Below are 18,445 nucleotides of genomic sequence, written 5' to 3'. Positions count from 1 at the left end.
GAGTTGGACTCGCGGAGAGTCCCCCTCACCCGGAATTTGCTGTCGCAAATTCCGGCCTCTCCCCGCACGCGGGGAGAGGCGAAGAAGCATCAAAACATCAGATTGTCCTTCACCAGCACCCAGCGGCCGCCCTTGACCTGCTGCACCTGGGTGATGGTGTTGGCGAGGTGGTCGGTCTTGGAGAACTTGGTCGGCGGCGAGTTGAAGATGTCGAGGAATTTCTCGCCCGACTCGAGCGCATCCAGCATCTTCTGTCCGGTCAGATCCTTGCCCGCCTTGTTCGCGTAGAACGCAAACGTCATCACCGCATTGTAGCCGATGATCGCCTGGGTGTTGGCGTCGGTGTTGAACATCTTCTTGTAGTTGACGAGCCAGTCCTTGACCTTGCCCTTGGCGGTGTCCTCATAGGGGATCTCGAAGCCGCTTGCGGCGTAGAGGCCTTCGACGGCGTCCTTGCCGAGCATCGGCACCTCCATCACATTGGTCGGCGTGGCGCCGAGGAAGGTCACCTCCCAACCGAGCTTCTTGGCTTCGGTCATGGCGCCGATCGGTTCACGGAGGACCGCGCCGAGCACGACGAGGTCGCAGCCGTCGGACTTCATCTTGGCGACCTGCGCGCTGAAGTCGGAGGCGCCGCGCTTGTAGCTCGTGATCGAGGCTGGCTGCACCTTCATGGCGGTGAGCTGCTGGTTGAAGCCGTCGAGCACGTTTTTGCCGTACTCGTCATCCTGATGCATGATGCAGGGCTTCTTGAAGTTCTTCCACTCCATCATGTATTTCAGCGCCGCGCGCGTGCTCTCGACATAGGGCAGCAGATTGTTGAACTTCAGCCGCTCCTGCGGCTTGGCTGGATCGAACTTGAAGGTGAATTCGGCCGCCGTCAGCGGGAACAGCTGGAGCACGCCGGCGTCGAGCAGGATATCCTGCGCGGCAAGTACGGTCGGCGACCCCATTGGTCCCACCATCGCGAAGATCTTGTCACGCTCGATCAGTTTCTGCGACGCCAGGACGGCCTTTTTCGGATCGTAGCCGCTGTCCTCGACCACCAGCCTGATCTTGCGCCCCTGGACGCCGCCGGCGGCGTTGACCTCCTCGACCGCCATCTTCATGCCGTTGGAAACAGGCACACCCCAGCCCTTGATCGGCCCGGACAGATCCTGATGAGTGCCGATGACGATCTCGGTGGCCGAGATGCCGTCATTGGTAACCTTGGTTTGCGCCGCGGCCGGCAGACAGCTGAGCGCCACGGCGCCCACAGCAAGGCCGAACGCGTTGAACGACTTCGACATTGACGTCTCCTCTCCTTGGGGCCCGTATTGTGCGAAGGGCGGGGGCCATCGCTCCTTCGCTATTGTCAAACCAGATTGTCTAGGCCACCGCCCGCGCGCGATACATCGCGTCGATCTCGGCGGCGTAGCGCTTGTTCACGAAACCGCGCTTCAGCTTCATGGTCGGCGTCAGCTCCTCGTCCTCCGGGGTGAGCTGCCGCTCGATCAGATAGAATTTCTTGATGGTCTCGACGCGGGCGAAGTTGCCGTTGACCTGCTCGATCTCGCGCCAGATCAGGTCCTGGATCTCCAACGCCCGGCACAGGCTCGCATAATTGGTGAAGGGGATGTCGTGGTCCTGCGCGAACTTCTCGACGTTCTCCTGGTCGATCATCACAAGGCAGGTCAAATACGGCCGCTTGTCGCCGATCACCACCGCGTCCGAGATGTAGGGCGAGAATTTGAGCTGGTTCTCGATCTCCGACGGCGTGATGTTCTTGCCGCCGGAGGTGATGATGATGTCCTTCATCCGGTCGGTAATCCGGACGAAGCCCTCGTTGTCGATGGTGCCGACATCGCCGGTGTGCAGCCAGCCGCGCGGGTCGACGGTCTCCGCGGTCTTCTCCGGCTGGTTGAGATAGCCCATGAACAGGAAATCGCCCTTGATCAGGATCTCGCCCTCGGGCGACAGCGCGACCTCGCCCCAGGGCACCGCCCTGCCGACCGAGCCGAGCTTGATCTGCTCCGCCGGCATCATGGTCGCGACCCCGCAATTCTCGGTCTGGCCATAGACCTCGTGCATGTCGATGCCGAGTGCGAGGTACCAGCGGATCAGGTCCGGCGCGATCGGCGCCGCACCGGTGAACGCGATGCGGCAGCGATCGAGCCCGATCATGCGGCGGATGTTGCGGAACACCAGGCGATGGGCGAGACGGTTGGCGATCCGAAGCGGAAGCGGCGGCGTCTTTCCCTCAATCCGGCAATCCGTCATGCGCAGACCGACGTCGATGGCGCGGCGATAGGCCCATTGCTGAAGCGGCGTCGCGTCCTTCAGCGCGATGGTGATGGAGGAATAGAACTTCTCCCAGATGCGCGGCACCGCAAAGAAGACAGTCGGCTGCACCTCGCGCAGATTGTCCGGCACGGTCTCCGTGCTTTCGGCGAAATTCATCACCGAGCCGAGCGCGACCGAAATGTAATAGCCGGCGATCCGCTCTGCGACGTGGCAGAGCGGAAGGAAGATCAAGCGGTCATCATCCTGGCGAGCAGGAATGAAGTCGTTGGCATGGCGCATCTGATGCGTCACGCTGCGGTTGGAATGCATCGCGCCCTTCGGCGGACCGGTGGTGCCGGAGGTGTAGACGAGAACCGCGAGATCGTCCGCGCTGCGGCTGTCGATCATCTCCGGCCACCGCGTCTCGCGGCCGACCATGTGGTTGCGGCCGAGCGCGCGAAACTCGTCGAGCGACATCACCATGTCGTCGGAAAAGCCGCTGAGGCCCTCCATGTCGAACACGATGATCCTTTGCAGCGACGGACAGCGCGCGCGGCAGGCGAGGATCTTGTCGAGCTGCTCCTCGTCCTCGGCGAAAATCACCTTCGTCCGGGAATCGTTGAGGAGATATTCGACCTGGGACGATGCATCGGTCGGATAGATGCCGGAGGAGACGCCCCCGGCGCACAGGACGCCCATGTCGGCATGGACCCATTCGGGCACGGCATTGGCGATGATCGAGGCGACGTCGCCGGGCACGAAGCCGGTGGCATGCAGCGCGTAGGCGATCTCCTTCGATATCTCCAGCCATTCGCGCCAGCTGGTGGGCTGCCAGATGCCGAATTTCTTCTCGCGGATCGCGGGCCGGTCGCCACGCGTCTCCACCGCGCGCAAAAAGCTCCTTGCGATCGTGTCAGCGACCGTCAGCACCGCCGGTCGGGCCATGCACGTTCCCTCCTTGCCGCTTTGCCGTCCGCTGCCTGCCTTGCCGGCGGTCTATGTTCTGCGGACGGTCAGCCCATCTAACGCCAACTCTTGCTCTAACGCCAAGTTTTCTTCTTTTTCCAGCGCCGTTCGCCTCGGGCGCCTGCCTCCTTGGCGCCAAGGTAGAATTCCTGGATGTCCTGGGAATGCATCAAGCGGTCGCAGGTGTCGTTCATGACGATCCGGCCGATCTCCAGCACATAGCCGTAATGCGCCGTCTCCAGCGCCACCTTGGCATTCTGCTCGACCAGCAGGATCGACATGCCCTGCTCCTCGTTGACCCGGCGGATGATCGTGAAGATCTCCTTCACCAGGATCGGCGACAGCCCGAGCGAGGGCTCGTCGAGCAGCAGGAGCGTCGGCCGGTTCATCAGCGCGCGGCCGATCGCCAGCATCTGCTGCTCGCCGCCGGAAAGCTGGCCGGCCAGCTGGTTGATGCGCTCCTTCAGCCGCGGGAAGTAGCCGTAGACGCGCTCCAGATCCTCCGCGACGCCGTCGCGGTCCTTGCGCGGATAGGCGCCCATCATCAGGTTCTCGCGCACCGAGAGGAACGGGAACACCTCGCGCCCTTCCGGCACATGGCTCAGGCCCAGCCGCACGATCCTGTCGGCCTCCATGCGCTGGATCGGCCTACCCATGAACTCGATGGCGCCCTTCTGCGGATCGAGAATGCCCGAGATGGTCTTCAGCACCGTGGTCTTGCCGGCGCCGTTGGCGCCCAGCAGCGTGACGATGCGGCCGCGCGGCACCTCCAGCGAGATGCCGCGGATCGCCATGATCGGCCCGTAATAGCTCTCGATGTTGGAGAGCCTCAGGATGATCTCGGGTGTGACGGCGGCGACCATCGCGTCAGGCTCCCAGATAGGCTGCGACGACGTCGGGATGCTGCTGTACCTCGGCAGGCGAGCCCATCGCCAGCACCCGGCCGTAGTTCAGCGCGATGACGCGGTCGGAGACGCGGTTGACCAGCGACATGTCGTGCTCGACCATCAGCACGGTGACGCCGAGCTCGTTCTTCAGGTCGCGGATCCAGAACGACATGTCGTCGGTCTCCTCGACGTTCAACCCCGACGACGGCTCGTCGAGCAGGATCAGCTTCGGCTCCGAGCAGAGCGCGCGCGCCAGCTCGATCACCTTGCGCACGCCGTAAGGCAGGCCCGAGATCAGCTTGTCGCGGTAGGGCTCGAGATCGAGGAATTCGATCACCTGTTCGACCCGGCGGCGATGCACCTTCTCGTTGGCCCGCACGCTTGGCAGGAACAACAGCTCCTGCCAGAGCTGGGTGGTCGAATGGCGGTGGCGGCCGACCAGCAGGTTCGCGAGCACGCTCGCGTTCTCGAACAGCTCGATGTTCTGGAAGGTTCGGGCGATGCCGAGCCTCGCGATGTCGTAGGGCGGCTGTTCCGTGATGTCCTGGTCCTCGAAGAAGATGCGGCCCGAGGTCGGCCGGTAGATCCGCGAGATCAGGTTGAAGATCGAGCTCTTGCCGGCGCCGTTCGGCCCGATGATCGACAGGATTTCCCCTCTCTCGACCGCGAACGACACCGCGTCGACCGCCTTCAGCCCACCGAAATGCAGCGACAGATTCTCGGCGCGGAAATAGCTCATCGGTTCCGCTCCGACTTCACGTAGATCTTCTGCCGCTTGAAGGTGGCGCGCTTGTAGAGCGGGAACAGCTGGAAGAAGAGCTTGATCTTGAGCCAGCGGCCGTAGAGCCCGAGCGGCTCGAACAGGACGAACAGCACGATGATGATTCCGTAGATCGCGCCCTTCAGGCCGTTGAGCGAGGCGAAGGCGGCGACCTTGGACTGGACGTTGGCCGCGCCCTGCGCGCCGGCGCCGAACGTCGCGGCGATGCCGGCGATAATGCCGGGCATGTCGTCCTTCAGATAGGTCAGGAACGGATCGATCATGACGATGAAGATCGCGCCGAGCACCGCGCCATGCAGGCTGAAAGTGCCGCCGATCAGGATCACGATGATGAACTCGATCGAAAGCTGGAGCGTGAACATCTCCGGCGAGATGAAGGAGAGCTTGTGCGCGAACAGCACGCCGGCAAAGCCGGTGATCGCCGCCGAGATCGCAAAGGACTTGACCTTGTAGAGCGCGACATTGACACCCATGCTGCTCGCCGCCGTCTCGGAATCGCGGATGGCGACGAAGGCGCGGCCGGTCGGCGAACGCAGCAAATTGAGCGTGCCGACGATGGTCAGGACCAGCACGGCAAGGCAGAGGAAATAGAACGTCGGACTGTCGCGCGAGACCGTGACGCCGAGCAGCGACAGCGCCTTGATCCGCATGCCCTCGTTGCCGTTGGTGACGCTCTCCCAGCGCGCCAGAATCTCCTCGACGATCAAGGCGAAGGAGATGGTGGCGATGACGAGGTAGATGCCGGTCAGACGCAGGGCGGGAAAGCCGACCATCGCGCCGATGATGCCGGTCAGCAGCCCGGCAGCAAGGAAGTAAACCGGGAAGGGCACGTTGTATTTCTGCAGATACGCCGCGGTGTAGGCCCCGATCGCGAGAAATGCGGCATGCCCGAGCGAGGCCTGCCCGGTAAAGCCGGTCAGGATCAGCAACGCTACGCCGACGGTCGCATAGATGCAGACGAAGACGAGTTGGCTCATCAGATAGCTGGAGAGCACGTATGGCGCGATCAGGAGCAGCGCGAGCAGGATGCCGTAAGAGACGATGTAGCCCGAATGCGGAAACAGCCTGATGTCGTCTTCGTAGTCGGTCTTGAACAGGAAGCGCATGCGCTCAGACCTTCTTGCGGACGTGAAGGCCGAACAGGCCTTCGGGCTTGAGCAGGAGCACGGCGAGCAACACGATGTAGGGCGCGACGTCCTTCCAGCCCTCAGCCAGATAGAAGCCGGCCATGCTCTCGATCACGCCGATCAGCACGCCGCCGACGACCGCGCCGGGGATCGAGCCGAAGCCGCCGAGCACGGCGGCCGGGAAGGCCTTGAGGCCGAGCACGAGGCCGACATTGGAATGGATAAAGGTGATCGGCGCCAGCAGCACGCCGGCGCAGGTCGCGACCGCCGCGCTGATCGCCCAGACGATCGACACCACGCGCTTGACCGGAATGCCCATGTAATAGGCCGCCAGCATGTTCTCGGAACTGGCGCGCATCGCGGTGCCGAGCGTGGTCTTGTTGAAGAACAGATAGAGCAGCGCGCACAGGATCATCGTTGCCGCGATCACCGAGAGCTTATCGTAGGCAAGCACCAGCGAGCCGACGCGCAGCACGCCCTGGCTGAACGGCGTCTCGATCTTCAAATCGTCGGTGCCCCAGATCATGCCGGCGATCGAGCGCAGGAAATAGCCGAGCCCGATGGTCGCCATGATGATGGAGAATTGCGGATAGCCGAGGATCGGCCGCACCACCACCCGCTCGGCCACCATGCCGAACAGCGCCATCGCAGCCACCGCGCCGGCAAAGCCGATCCAGTAGTTCAGGCCCATCGTGCCGATGAAGGTGAAGGCGAAGAAGCCGCCCAGCATCATCAGATCGCCCTGGGCGAAATTGACGACCTCGGTGGCCTTGTAGACGAGCACGAAGCCGAGCGCGATCAGGCCGTAGACGCAGCCGAGCGCAACACCGCTGACCAGCTGCTGAACGAAATCCAGCATTGCCGCGCATCCTCCCGATACAACCAGCGGTTCTTCGTGACCGCCTTGTCGCATCTTGTGTCCAGTCGCTACGCGGTCGTTTCGCCGCGTTGGCGCCATTTGTCCGAAACCAATTCAGCCTGAACCGTCAAGCGCTGTCAACAAACGGTGACTTGCCTTTGGCCGGTCCCGGATGCCGGAATTTGCGGCAGCGCGATTCACCGCGCCGAAACATCTTCAAGTCATGGTCGCGGGCGATGCAAAACCGGATGGTATGGCCGTCATGAAGCCGGACAGCTCGGCGCTCGAAGTCCGAGGGTTAACGAAGCGTTTTGACCGTCTGGCGGTCGATGGCCTCGATCTCACCATTCACGCCGGTGAATTCTACGCTTTGGTCGGCCCCAACGGCGCCGGCAAGACCACCACCTTGCGCATGGTTGCGGGGCTGCTGCGGCCCGATGCCGGCGCGGTCTCGATCTTCGGCATCGATGCGCTCCAAAATCCGGTCGCCGCCAAGCAGGTGATGGCGTGGGTCTCCGACGAGCCCATGATCTACGACAAGCTGACGCCGCTGGAGTACCTCGAATTCGTCGCCGGGCTCTGGGGCATCGCCCCGTCCGTCTCGGAACCGGTCGCCGAGGAGCTGTTGAGCTCGCTCGGGCTCGAACCGCACCGGCACGAGCGCTGCGAGGGCTTTTCCAAGGGCATGCGCCAGAAGGTGGCACTGGCCGGCGCGCTGGTGCACCATCCCCGCCTCATCATCCTCGACGAGCCGCTGACCGGGCTGGATGCAGTCTCCGCCCGCCACGTGAAGGGACTGTTGAGCGAGCGCGTCCGCGCCGGCTGCACCATCATCATGACCACGCATATCCTCGAGGTCGCCGAGCGCATGGCCGACCGCATCGGCGTGATCGCATCGGGCCGTCTGGTCGCCGAGGGCACGCTCAGCGAGCTGCGCCAGCAGAACGGCCACGCCGACACCAGCCTGGAAGACCTCTTCATCGCGCTGGTGACGCTCCAGGCCGCCGCATGAGCTCGGCGACCGCGCTCTCCTGGTTTGCCCGTCACGAGCTCCGGCTCGCCTGGCGCGAATGGCTCGCCATGATGACCGGCGGCCGGCGCAAACGGGCGCGCGCCGCCGTCATCGGCATGATCTGCTTCGCCGCACTCCTGCACGTGCCGGCCTGGGCGGTGATCGGCCGCTTCGCCGATCTGCAACTGCCGCTCGACAAATCCTCGCTGATCGTGCTCTCGGCGACGATTTTTCTCGCCTGGACCCTGATGCTGTCGCAGGCCATCGAATCGGTGACACGGGTGTTCTATGCCCGCGCCGATCTCGACCTGATCATGTCGTCGCCCGCGACGCTGGCCAATCTGTTCTCGGTGCGCATCGCCGCGATTGCGCTGACCGTCACCGTGATGGCGCTGTTGTTCTCGACACCCTTCATCGATGTGCTGGTGATCGGCGGCGGCGCGCGATGGCTCGCGGCGTTCGGCGTCGTCGTCGCCATGGGCCTGTCGGCCGCGGCGATCGCGATTGCCGTCACCGTCCTGCTGTTCCGGCTGATCGGCCCGGCGCGGACGCGGCTCATAGCCCAGATCCTGGCCGCGATCATCGGCGCGGGCTTCGTGATCGCGCTTCAGGTCGCCGCGATCATGTCCTACGGCACGCTGTCGCGCATCACCATCCTGACCTCCGGCACCGTGGCCGCCCATGCCCCGGATGTCGACAGCATCTGGTGGTGGCCCGCGCGGGCGACCATGGGCGACAGCGAGGCGTTGCTGCTGCTGCTGGCGCTCGGGCTGGTGCTGCTCGGAAGCGTCATGGCGATCTTCTCGGGCCGCTTCGCCGATACCGCGATCGATGCTGCCGCTTACGGCAAGGCCGGCCGCCGAACCGCAAAGGAACGCCCGTTCCGCCGCGGATCGCGCCAGCAGGCGCTGCGGCGCAAGGAATTCATGCTGCTCTGGCGCGATCCCTGGCTGATCTCCCAGACCCTGATGCAGCTGCTCTATCTGGTGCCGCCGGCACTCCTGCTCTGGCGCAGTTTTGCCGACAGCTCGGCGGCGCTGACGCTGATCACGCCCGTGATCGTCATGGCCGCGGGACAGCTCGCCGGGGGCCTCGCCTGGCTGACGATCTCGGGCGAGGACGCCCCCGATCTGGTCGCGACCGCGCCGCTGACGCCGTCCAGCGTCATCCGCGCCAAGATCGAGGTGGTGCTGATCGCGATCGCCGCCATCTTCTGCCCGCTGGTCGCGGCGTTGGCCTTCGCCTCACCGTACCAGGCCGCGATCACCGCGGCCGCGGCCATCATCGGCGCGGCCTCCGCCACCGCGATCCAGCTCTGGTTCCGGGTTCAGGCCCGGCGCAGCCAATTTCGCCGCCGCCAGACCTCCTCGCGGCTGGCGACCTTCGCCGAGGCCTTCTCCTCGATCGGCTGGGCCGCCACCGCCGCGCTCCTGCTCACCCTGCCCGTCGCCGGCCTCATCAGCGGCCTGATCACAGCTAGCCTGATCGCCATCACCTGGAAGTTCAGCCCGCGGCGCGAATAAAAGGCGGGAATAAGAGGTGCGACACTGACGCGCTGTTGATCGTGTCGTGTTGGCCATGCGCTGCATTGCACGCTAGACTTCCCATCAAGTCATCGGGGACGGCTTTCATGCGGCGACTTGTTTCGGCGGCTCTGGCGCTGTTCGGCGCATTCTCCACCCCTGCCCTTGCCCAGCAGCCCCAGCGCAGCGAATGCCTGGCGATGGCGAACGCGGCGCCGCGCGCGATGCCGGTGGCTTTCCGGCAGGCGGCCGCCGCGGCCGAGGTCGAGATCACCTATGCCGGCCATTCCACCTATTACATCGACACGCCCGGCGGCTTGCGCATCGCGACCGACTATAGCGGCGCCTATCAGGTCGGCCGGCTGCCCGACGTCGTCACCATGAACCGGGCCCACAGCACCCACTACACTTTATTCCCGGACAGGCGCATTCCCCATGTGCTGCATGGCTGGGGCGAGGACGGCAAGCCCGCCATCGTCTCGGAACGCGTCGGCGACACCTTCATCCGCAACGTCACGACCGACACCCGCCGCTATTTCGGCGACGAGGCCGGGACCGACATGATCCGCGACGGCAACTCGATCTTCATCTTCGAGGTCGCCGGCCTCTGCATCGGGCATCTCGGTCATCTCCACCACAAGCTCGACGACAGCCATTTCGCCCAGATCGGGCGGCTCGACATCGTGATGGTGCCGATCGACGGCACCTACACCATGTCGCTCGACGGCATCTCCGAGATCACCAAGCGGCTGCGCGCCTCGGTGGTGCTGCCGATGCACCGCTTTGCCACCCCGCTCGACGACTTCATGCGCAAGATCGGCCAGCAATTCGAGATCGACCGGCGCTTGGAGCGCAGTTTCCGGATGTCGCGGGATGCGCTGCCGTCGACGCCGACGGTGATCATCCTCGACGGCGTCTGACGCGCAATTTTCTCCAAGCCGGCCGCGGCCCGGTCATGCTGATCTCCTTGCGACAGGAGATCGACATGAGCGATTTTGCCGGACTTTTGCACGCGAGCGGACCGAATCCGGAGCACGCAGCGGCGCTCCAGCTTTACGGCCGCTTCGTCGGCGACTGGGACGCCGAGGTCACCGCGCGCGCGCCGGACGGAACCCGACACACAGCGCCCGGAAAAATCCATTTCGGCTGGGTGCTGGAGGGACGCGCGGTGCAGGACGTCTGGATCATCCCCCGCCCCGCGGGCACGCCGGCCTTTCCGATCGCCGGCAACTGGTACGGCACGACGCTGCGCGTCTACGACCCCTCCATTTCCGCGTGGCGGATTTCCTGGTTCGATCCCGCGCGCTGCGTGTTCCGCCAGCAGATCGGCCGGCCGCATGGCGAGGACATCGTGCAGGAAGGCACGACCGAAGCCGGCGACCTGACGCGCTGGAGTTTTACCGAGATCACCGGCGATTCCTTCCACTGGCTCGGCGAGGTCAAGCCGGCTGCGGCAAGCGATTGGCGGCTGGTGGTCGATGTGAGGGCGAGGCAGCGCAAGGGATGACGGCAGTGCCCGGTGTGCTCGCGATGATGGGCGCGGTTGCGCAACGCGCGCTGCTGCGTGAAGAGATGAAGTGTTAGGCTCCCGGCACAAAAACAAAACGGGAGCGAACGCCGATGGCTGCAAGCGGTCTGCCTGCCAATACGAGCGGGCTATTCGTCGATCCGCGCGAGGACTGGCTCGCGCTGCATCAGGAGGAGATCATCGATCCGTTGCGGCCGATCGTCGATCCCCATCATCATCTGTGGAATCGCGGGCACCGCTATTTGATCGAGGAGATGGCTGATGACATCGCCTCCGGCCACAACATCATCGCCACCGTCTATGTCGACTGCCGCTCGATGTATCGCGCCCACGGGCCCGAGGCCTTCCGGCCCGTCGGCGAAGTCGAGTTCGCCAATGGCGTCGCCGCGATGAGCGCGAGCGGTGCTTACGGCAAGGCCGCGATCTGCGCCGGCATCGTCAGTCACGTCAATCTGCTGCTGGGCGATGCAGCCAAGCCGGTGCTGGAGGCGGAGATCGCCGCCGGAGGCGGCCGCTTCCGCGGCATCCGGCACTCCTCGGCCTGGGACGAGGACCCCGCGGTCGCCGGCATGTATGCGAACCGGCCGAAGGGATTGTTGCGGGATCCGGCCTTCCGCAAAGGCTTCGCCTGCCTGGCGCCGCTGAACCTCAGCTTCGATGCCTGGCTGTTTCATCCGCAGATCGGCGAATTGACCGAGCTTGCGCGCGCCTTTCCCGACACGAGGATCGTGCTCGACCATTGCGGCGGCCCGGCCGGCGTTGGCCGGTTTGCTGGGCGGCGCGAGGAGGTGTTTCCGCAATGGCGCGCGTCGATCCGCGAGATCGCGACCTGCGAGAACGTGGTGGTGAAGCTCGGCGGACTGGCGATGTGCCTGCTCGGCTACGACTTCCATCTGCGCGAGAGGCCGCCGTCATCCGAAGAGCTTGCCGCGGCCTGGCGGCCCTATATCGAGACCTGCATCGAGGCGTTCGGGCCAAGGCGCGCGATGTTCGAGAGCAACTTTCCGCCGGACAAGGGCCAATGCAGCTATCAGGTGATCTTCAACACCTTCAAGCGCATCGCGGCGCCGCTCAGCGAGGCCGAGAAGACGGCACTGTTCTCGCAGACCGCCAGGAATGTCTACAGCCTCGAACTGCCGGCATGACGAGAAGAGGGGCCGGGATTTTCATCCCGGCCCCTCTTCCGTCGTGGCCGCTGGGAAGCGTCCGTGAAACCTTGTTGTTAGCCGGCACCCATCAGCGAGGCGGGACGGCGCTCGCCGGTGGAAACGAACATCTTCTTGAGCTTGTTGACGACGCGGATCAGGAAACCGATCATGACCGGATTGGTCTTGCGGCAGAACGCGATCTTCTTGACGTGGCCTTCGACATGCCATTTGGCATGCGCGCCGTCGCGGAAGAAAATGACGTCGCCGGGGCCGTAGCGCTTCGGCGGCATGCCGTCGCTTTCGAGCACGATCGATCCTTCCATGATCATGATCGTCTCGTCGATGTCGTAGTACCAGTTGAAGCGGCCTTCGGTGCACTGCCAGATGATGGTCGAGGCGGTGCCGTCCGCGCTGGTGGACAGGATGTGCGAGCGCGAGACCGGGTTACCCTCGATGATCCAGGACGGCTCGATCGGCCGCAGCTCGAGATCCACATTGCAACTACCAGCTTCAATCAATGCGCGCGACATCTGCTTCCTCAGGGGATAAAATATGATTGGCCGGGTCCGAGCCCGGATTGTTTCGAAAGATGTCGGGAACGCTAGTAGCCGGTTTTTAATTCTTTCTTACGCAGGCTCCGACAATCAGCCGCAAGTTGCACGGGCGAGACGGTTAACGTCGCGATTTGCCTGCAAATTCGTGCAGATGAACCCATCTTTTCCCGGGTGCGACAAAACGCGCGAAGCGACCGAGATGGAGCCACGCCGATGCCCCTGACCCCCGAGGTTCTGACAGCCAACAGCGAAGTCGTCGCGTGGCTCGGCAGCTTCGACGTCTCCTTCGCGCCGGACGAGGAGCGCTGGTTCGTCATCGACGGCATCGAGAGGCCCCGCCAGATCGGCAGCGACGGCGCCGGCGGCACCTTCGTGCTGCTGCCGTCGGAGGATGTGCTCTACGTCTCATCGGAAGGCCGCGCCGGGATCATCGCAGGCACGTTCGAGGCGTTCGTCAAGCTCGTCGTCGCCTGCCCCTATTGGCTCGACATCCTCAAATTCTCGGCCGGTGGCGACCTCGCGGAAATGCGGCGCGCGGCAGATGCGCTGGAGGCGACACGCGACGACGAGGACGACATCAACGACGCCCGCGAGGCGATCCGCGACGCACTCGATTTGCCGGAAGCCGACGATCCGGTCGGCGCGCTCTATGACGCGGTCGCGGCCTCCGACGCCATCGTGCGAGCCACCGACGGCTGCCCGTTCACAACGCTGTTCAACCGCTTCAGCATCGACAGCAATCCGATGCTGCGCAACGCGGCGGCGTGAAGGGAGCTTTGAGGGTACGTGCTCGGCCTGCATGGTTGGAGACGCGCCGCAAGGCGGCGCTCCTCCGCAAAACGAAACCTCATCCTGAGGAGCCCGCCAGCAGCGGGCGTCTCGAAGGATGGGCAGCGAAACGCGATGCTTCTTACTTCGCCCACTCGCCCTTGCGGAACACCGGCACCTTGCTGCCGTCGGACAGGATGCCGTCGATGTCGGTCTCGGCCGAGCCGATCATCCAGTCGATATGGATCAGGCTCTGGTTGCCGCCCTGTGCCGCGATCTGCTGCGGCGTGAGCTGCGCGCCATTGACGAAGCACTTCGAATAGCACTGGCCGAGCGCGATGTGGGACGCCGCGTTCTCGTCGAACAGCGTGTTGTAGAACAACAGCCCGCTCTGCGAGATCGGCGAGGAGTGCGGCACCAGCGCGACCTCGCCGAGCCGGCGCGCGCCCTCGTCGGTGTCGAGCACCTTGTTCAGAACTTCCGCGCCGCGCGAGGCCTTGGCGTCGACGATCCTGCCGTCCTCGAAACGCACGGCGATGTTGTCGATCAGCGTGCCCTGATAGGACAGCGGCTTCGAGCTCACCACATGGCCATAGACCCGCCGGCAATGCGGCGTGGTGAAGACTTCCTCGGTCGGAATGTTGGCGTTGCAGCTGATGCCGTTCTTGGAGAGCGACGCGCCGCCCTCCCACTCATGGCCGTCGGCGAGCCCGATGGTGAGATCGATGCCGGGGCCGGAATATTGCAGCGCGCGGAAGCGCTGGCCGTTCAGCCAATTGGTGCGCTCGCGCAGCACCGCGTTGTGGCTCGCCCAATTGCCCATCGCATCCTCGCGATCGACACGGGACGCCGCGAAGATCGCGTCCGCGAGCTTGCCGATCGCAATGTCTTCGGGGTCGTTGGGGAAGACCTGCTTCGCCCAGGACGGGCTCGGATAGGCGATGATGTTCCAGTTGGTGTCGAAATTGACGATTTTTTCCAGAGCCGGCTGATAGGCCATGGAATTGGCCTTGCTGGCGCGCGCCACCTTCGAAGGATCCTCGCCGGACAGCAGCATGGGATTGTCGCCGACGATGGCGAGCCGCGCGGTGTTGTCGGAGAACGCCTTGGCCATGCCCTCGTAGAGCCAGCCGGCGGCGCGATCGAAGCTGTCGTCGTGGCCGTGGCGGTAGCGCGCCAGCGTCATCTCCTCGTCGGAGAGGATCGGCGTCACGACGCCGGCGCCGGCCTTGTAGGCATGCACGGCGATCCGCCGCACCAGCGGCAGCGCGATCGCAGGCGCCGTCAGCAGAAGATCCTGTCCCGGCCGCAAGCCCAGGCCCACCTTGACCGCGACCTCGGCCAGCCGGTCGAGTTTCACGGGGTCGATGGGGGTGGCGGTATTGCGTTGGTCGGTCATGCCGGGGCCTCGCGGAAAGTCTCTCATCCAATCTAAGTCTAGCATCCCATGGCGCAATAGCGCGAGCATCTTGAGATGTGCAGAAGATACGCAGTTTCACGCATCTTGGTTTTCAACGCGTTGCCGATTTCAGCACCCGGTCGACCATGGCGGGCGCAAGGCCAAGGTAATTTTTCGGTGAAGTCAGCGTCGCGATGGTCGCGCGATCGATTCGGCTCGATACGCGCGGATCGGACGACAGCGCCTCCGCCAGCGTCAGGCCCTTCTCGTTGGCGAGCCGGCAGGCGTCGTAGACGACGTCATGCGCCTCTTGCCGGCCGATCTGCGGCGCGAGGCCCATCATGACCGCTTCGGCCACGATCAATCCGCGGCTGATGGCGAGATTGTCGTTCATCTTCGCCTCGTCCACGATGAGACCGGCGAGCGCGAACCTGGCCTGGTGCAGGGCGCCGGCGGTCAGCACGAAACTTTCGGGGATCGCCATCCATTCGGCGTGCCAGGGACCGGTGGCGCGCTCGAAATCCTGCACCATGGCATCCAGCATCAGCCCGGCGTGCTGGCGCACCGCCTTGGACGCCGCCAGCATCAGCTCCGAGGAGATCGGGTTGCGCTTCTGCGGCATGGTCGAGGAGGCGCCGCGGCCCTTGACGAAGGGCTCGTAGACCTCGGCAAACTCGGTCGACGCCATGATCATGATGTCGAGCGCGATCTTGCCGAGCGAGCCGGTGACGAGCGCGAGGAAGTTCACGGCCTCGGCAAAACCGTCGCGGGCGACGTGCCAGGTCGAGGCGGGAACACCGAGCTTCAGCTCGGCGCAGAGCGCCTCCTGCACCGCAAAACCCTTGTCGCCAAGCGAGGCCAGCGTGCCGGCGGCGCCCGCGAACTGGCCGACCAGGACGCGCGGCTTCAATTGTGCCAGCCGCTCGGCGTGGCGGTCGAACATCGCAAGCCAGATCGCGGTCTTGTAGCCGAACGTCACCGGCAGCGCCTGCTGGAGATGGGTGCGGCCGGCCATCGCTGTGTCGCGGTAGCGTTTTGACAGATCCGCGAGGATGCCGCGCAGCGCGGCGATGTCGCGTTCGACGATCTCGAGCGCCGCGCGCAATTGCAGGACCACGGCGGTGTCCATGATGTCCTGCGTGGTCGCACCCCAATGCACATAGCGGCCGGCCTCGCCGCATTGCTTCACCATCTGGTGCACCAGGGGGAGGATCGGATAGCCGACGACATCGGTCTCCTGCCGCAACAGATCGAAATCGAGCGCGGATACATCGGTCCGCGCCGCGATCGCCTCGGCCGCCTCCTGCGGAATCACGCCGCATCTGGCCTCCGCCTTCGCCAGCGCCACCTCGACCTCCGCATAGCGCGAGACCAGAGCAAAGTCCGAAAACACCTCCCGCATCTGCGGCGTGCCGAAGGCGTCGCGGAACAGGATGGAGTCGATCACGGTGGTCGAGGCGGGAAAGGCGGGCATGGCGTTTCTTCGTGGTTGGTGTTGTTTGTATCGGTGCAGCTTACGCAGGCGTCGCCGTTCGGCAATGGACAATGCCGGTTCATCACACATTCGAAGTCGTGCATTGGTCTCGCCGCTGCGCGTCAAACCACCGGCTCCGTCATCCTGAGGTGCGAACCGTGCGACGCAACGCGTCGCGTGGAGAGCCTCGAAGGATGGCAGGCCGGGATGCAATCGGGCCGTCGCCCTTCGAGGGCCGCTGAAGACGCGGCCACCTCAGGGTGAGGGAATGTGCGTCGGCGATATCAGATTGAGTACGTGGCCTGCGACAGCCGACTCCAGCCGCCACATTCTGGTCGAGGCGGCATTCCTCCCCGCAAATGGCATGGCAGCCATCTTGCGATCGCGATGAACCAAGCGGCCTCCCGGCGGACTCACAGACTTAGGTCGAAATCCGTTTTGCTTTGTCATTGCCTGATTTTATTGTGAGGTCCGAGTTTTCGACGTGCAGTTTCTGTTCCGGGATCACCTTCTCGATACCGACCGGCGCGAGTTGAGTCGCGAGCTGGTTCCAATTGCCGTGGAACCGCAGGTCTTCGATCTGGTCGTCCACCTGATGGAAAACCGCGACCGGGTGGTCAGCAAGGACGAGCTGATCGACAAGATCTGGCACGGCCGCAGCGTCTCCGAATCCACCCTGACCAGCCGGATCAACGCGGCACGCAAGGCGGTCGGCGACAGCGGCGCCAGCCAGGCGGTGATCCGCACCATCGCCCGCAAGGGCTTTCGTTTCGTCGGCAACGTCGAGACGAAATCTGGGGCGGCGGCGACGAACCTCGACCATGAGGCAAGGCCGCCGCAAGCCGCGCTCGCGCTGCCCGACCGGCCCGCGATTGCCGTGCTGCCTTTCACCAACATGAGCGGCGACCGCGAGCAGGACTATTTTTCCGACGGCATCAGCGAAGACATCATCACCGCGCTGTCGAAGCTGCGCTGGTTCTTCGTCGTCGCCCGCAACTCCTCCTTCGTCTACAAGGGGCGCGCCGTTCACATCCACGAGATCGCACGCGAGCTCGGCGTCCGCTACGTGGTCGAGGGCAGCGTGCGGCGGAGCGGCGACCGCTTGCGCATCTCGGCGCAGCTCAACGACGTCTCGACCGGCAGCCATCTCTGGGCCGAGCGCTACGACCGCGAGCTGGCCGACATCTTCGCCGTGCAGGACGAGATCACCGAGGCGATCGTCGCCGCGATCGAGCCGCAGCTCTATGCCGCCGAGAGCTTTCGCGCCCAGCAGAAGCCGCCGGGCAGCCTCGACGCCTGGGACCTCGTGATGCGCGCGCTGTCGCACTACTGGCGCATCACGCGCGAGGACAATGCGGCGGCACAGGCGCTGCTCGAACAGGCCATTGCGATCGATCCCGCCTATGGCAAGGCGCTGGGCCTGCTCGCGACCAGCCATATTTTCGGCGCGCATATGGGCTGGGCCGACATGGACGCGACCGTACCGGTTGCCGAGCGCGCGGCCCTTGCGGCGGTGGAGGCCGATCGCGAGGATGCCTGGGCCCATAACGGCCTTGGCTATAGCTATTTGTTCCGCCGCCGCTTCGACGATGCGCTGGCGGAGTTCGAGCTCGCGCTGAAACTCAACCCGAATTTCGCGATGGCGTACGCCTTCCTCGGCGTGACGCTGTGTTACGCGGGACGGTGGCAGGACGGCGATGCCGCCGCCCGCCGCGCGCTGCGGCTGAGCCCGCGCGATCCGCTCGCGGCGATCTATTGCGGCGTCGCGGCCTATGCCCAGTTCATCGGCCGCAACTACGAGGGCGCCGTGCAGATGGCGCGCGAATCGATGCGGCAGCGCGGCGATTTCGTCGGCGCGCATCGCGTGCTGACCGCCGCCGCCGGCATGCTCGGTGATCCCGCGCTTGCGGCTGCCGCGCTGGAAGGACTGCATCGCGCCCAGCCCGCCATCTCGCTCGCCTGGATCACAAGCGAGCTGCCAATGCTGCGGGACGAGGATCGCGCGCATTATCTGGAAGGATTGCGGCGCGCGGGTATGAGGTGAAGATCGTCTCCCTCTCCCCGCTTGCGGGGAGAGGGTCGGGGTGAGGGGGAGTCTCCGCGAGTCGAACTGTCACCGTCATGGCGGAGAGGGGGGGGGGGGGGGGGGGGGGGGGG

The 18,445-nt window shown here is 64.8% G+C and carries 16 protein-coding genes; 7 read left to right on the top strand and 9 right to left on the bottom strand.

What is annotated here, in order from left to right:
* Nucleotides 1-89: 89 nt before the first annotated feature.
* The 6 genes from ACXJMY_RS36540 to ACXJMY_RS36515 form a co-directional block, all read right to left on the bottom strand.
* Nucleotides 90-1,289, bottom strand: coding sequence for an ABC transporter substrate-binding protein (locus ACXJMY_RS36540; RefSeq protein ID WP_456624198.1), 1,200 nt, complete (start codon nt 1,287-1,289; stop codon nt 90-92).
* Between the two features lie 79 nt (nt 1,290-1,368).
* Nucleotides 1,369-3,207, bottom strand: a complete 1,839-nt coding sequence (locus ACXJMY_RS36535) for an AMP-dependent synthetase/ligase (protein WP_456624197.1) — start codon at nt 3,205-3,207, stop codon at nt 1,369-1,371.
* Nucleotides 3,208-3,302: 95 nt separating this feature from the next.
* The gene (locus ACXJMY_RS36530; protein WP_456624196.1) at nt 3,303-4,091 is read right to left on the bottom strand and encodes an ABC transporter ATP-binding protein; all 789 of its coding nucleotides are present in this window, start codon (nt 4,089-4,091) and stop codon (nt 3,303-3,305) included.
* 4 nt (nt 4,092-4,095) lie between these two features.
* Nucleotides 4,096-4,854 (bottom strand): ABC transporter ATP-binding protein, encoded by a 759-nt coding sequence (locus ACXJMY_RS36525; RefSeq protein WP_456624195.1) that lies wholly within the window; start codon nt 4,852-4,854, stop codon nt 4,096-4,098.
* Nucleotides 4,851-6,002: a branched-chain amino acid ABC transporter permease gene (locus ACXJMY_RS36520; RefSeq protein ID WP_456624194.1), complete on the bottom strand. Its 1,152-nt coding sequence runs from the start codon at nt 6,000-6,002 to the stop codon at nt 4,851-4,853. Before ACXJMY_RS36520 ends, ACXJMY_RS36525 begins: the two co-directional genes overlap by 4 nt.
* 4 nt (nt 6,003-6,006) lie before the next feature.
* Nucleotides 6,007-6,882 (bottom strand): branched-chain amino acid ABC transporter permease, encoded by an 876-nt coding sequence (locus ACXJMY_RS36515; RefSeq protein ID WP_456624193.1) that lies wholly within the window; start codon nt 6,880-6,882, stop codon nt 6,007-6,009.
* A gap of 262 nt (nt 6,883-7,144) precedes the next feature.
* Between ACXJMY_RS36515 and ACXJMY_RS36510 the strand changes: the two genes are divergently transcribed.
* From ACXJMY_RS36510 to ACXJMY_RS36490, 5 genes are all read left to right on the top strand, one after another.
* On the top strand, nt 7,145-7,894 hold the full coding sequence (locus ACXJMY_RS36510; RefSeq protein ID WP_456624192.1) for an ABC transporter ATP-binding protein: 750 nt from the start codon (nt 7,145-7,147) through the stop codon (nt 7,892-7,894).
* Nucleotides 7,891-9,417, top strand: coding sequence for a permease (locus ACXJMY_RS36505; RefSeq protein WP_456624191.1), 1,527 nt, complete (start codon nt 7,891-7,893; stop codon nt 9,415-9,417). The genes ACXJMY_RS36510 and ACXJMY_RS36505 overlap by 4 nt, the downstream gene beginning before the upstream one ends.
* 107 nt (nt 9,418-9,524) lie before the next feature.
* Nucleotides 9,525-10,337, top strand: a complete 813-nt coding sequence (locus ACXJMY_RS36500) for an MBL fold metallo-hydrolase (RefSeq protein WP_456624190.1) — start codon at nt 9,525-9,527, stop codon at nt 10,335-10,337.
* A gap of 65 nt (nt 10,338-10,402) precedes the next feature.
* Nucleotides 10,403-10,924 (top strand): hypothetical protein, encoded by a 522-nt coding sequence (locus ACXJMY_RS36495; protein ID WP_456624189.1) that lies wholly within the window; start codon nt 10,403-10,405, stop codon nt 10,922-10,924.
* A 113-nt stretch (nt 10,925-11,037) separates the two neighbouring features.
* Entirely contained in the window at nt 11,038-12,090 is a 1,053-nt protein-coding gene (locus ACXJMY_RS36490) for an amidohydrolase family protein (RefSeq protein ID WP_456624188.1), read from the top strand.
* A 77-nt stretch (nt 12,091-12,167) separates the two neighbouring features.
* Here ACXJMY_RS36490 and ACXJMY_RS36485 read toward each other — a convergent pair whose 3' ends face one another.
* Entirely contained in the window at nt 12,168-12,623 is a 456-nt protein-coding gene (locus ACXJMY_RS36485) for a cupin domain-containing protein (RefSeq protein WP_456624187.1), read from the bottom strand.
* 237 nt (nt 12,624-12,860) lie between these two features.
* Here ACXJMY_RS36485 and ACXJMY_RS36480 point away from each other — a divergent pair, with 237 nt between their 5' ends.
* Nucleotides 12,861-13,415 carry a hypothetical protein gene (locus tag ACXJMY_RS36480; protein WP_456624186.1) on the top strand — a complete coding sequence of 185 codons (555 nt, stop codon included), beginning with the start codon at nt 12,861-12,863 and terminating at the stop codon, nt 13,413-13,415.
* Nucleotides 13,416-13,557: 142 nt separating this feature from the next.
* Here ACXJMY_RS36480 and ACXJMY_RS36475 read toward each other — a convergent pair whose 3' ends face one another.
* Both ACXJMY_RS36475 and ACXJMY_RS36470 read right to left on the bottom strand, forming a co-directional pair.
* Nucleotides 13,558-14,814, bottom strand: a complete 1,257-nt coding sequence (locus ACXJMY_RS36475; protein ID WP_456624185.1) for an aminopeptidase — start codon at nt 14,812-14,814, stop codon at nt 13,558-13,560.
* A gap of 112 nt (nt 14,815-14,926) precedes the next feature.
* Complete coding sequence (locus tag ACXJMY_RS36470; protein ID WP_456624184.1) at nt 14,927-16,288, bottom strand: class-II fumarase/aspartase family protein; 1,362 nt, start codon at nt 16,286-16,288, stop codon at nt 14,927-14,929.
* 484 nt (nt 16,289-16,772) lie between these two features.
* On the opposite strand from ACXJMY_RS36470, the gene ACXJMY_RS36465 reads away from it, so the two are divergent.
* Nucleotides 16,773-18,332, top strand: a complete 1,560-nt coding sequence (locus ACXJMY_RS36465) for a winged helix-turn-helix domain-containing tetratricopeptide repeat protein (protein WP_456624183.1) — start codon at nt 16,773-16,775, stop codon at nt 18,330-18,332.
* Nucleotides 18,333-18,445 lie beyond the last annotated feature (113 nt).

The organism is Bradyrhizobium sp. P5_C12, assembly GCF_054049735.1.
This window is presented reverse-complemented; position numbering and strand designations above follow the sequence as displayed.